General features: G+C 67.2%; 2 protein-coding genes. Both read left to right on the plus strand.

Features of this window, described 5'->3' with window-relative positions:
• Positions 1-271: aminoacyl--tRNA ligase-related protein (locus DP116_RS30960; RefSeq protein WP_339381412.1), on the plus strand; the 271-nt coding region annotated here is incomplete at its 5' end.
• A partial coding sequence (surE, locus tag DP116_RS30965; RefSeq protein ID WP_169158241.1) for a 5'/3'-nucleotidase SurE occupies positions 271-857 on the plus strand: 587 nt, incomplete at its 3' end. The genes DP116_RS30960 and surE, both read left to right, overlap by 1 nt.

The following is an 857-nucleotide window of genomic DNA, read 5'->3' on the forward strand; positions in this document are numbered from 1 at the left end:
CCTCGAAGTCTGGCTGCCGGGGCAGAACCGGTATCGCGAGATTTCGTCCTGTTCGAACTGCGGCGATTTCCAGGCACGGCGCATGGGTGCGCGGTATCGTGTCACCGGCGAAAAGGGCGGCAAGTACGTCCACACGCTTAACGGATCGGGGGTCGCGGTCGGTCGCGCGTTGGTGGCGGTCATGGAGAATTACCAGCAGGAGGGCGGCATGGTCGCGGTTCCGGAAGCCCTGATCCCGTATATGGGCGGTGCGACGAGGCTTGTTCCCTGATGCGCATCCTGTTGACCAACGACGACGGCATCTACGCGCCCGGCCTGAAAGTGCTGGAGGCGATCGCGCGGCAACTGTCCGACGATATCTGGGTCGTAGCGCCACAAGAGGAGCAATCCGGTGCGGGCCATTCGCTGACGCTCAGCCGCCCGGTGCGGGTCCGTAGCCATGACGACCGGCGCTTCTCGGTCAGCGGCACGCCGACCGACGCCGTGATGATGGCGCTCGGCGTGTGCATGGACGGGCTGAAGCCGGACCTGATCCTGTCGGGCGTGAACCGTGGTGCCAATCTCGCCGAAGACGTGACCTATTCGGGCACCGTCTCTGCCGCGATGGAGGGAACGCTCGCGGGCTACACCTCGATTGCGCTCAGCCAGGTCTATGCGCGCGAAGGCATGGGCGACACCGTGCCGTTCGCCGCCGCCGAAACCTGGGGCGCGCGCGTGCTGCGCCCGCTGATCAACGCGCCGATGCCGCCGCGGACCGCGGTCGCGGTGGTGCGCAAGCTGGCGCTGGGGCTGGTGGCGGCGCACGCGCAGAAGGTGATCCACCGCGACCTCAAGCCGGCCAACGTGCTGTACGACGA

It is taken from the genome of Brasilonema bromeliae SPC951, assembly GCF_012912135.1.
GTDB classification, from domain to species: Bacteria; Cyanobacteriota; Cyanobacteriia; order Cyanobacteriales; family Nostocaceae; genus Brasilonema; species Brasilonema bromeliae.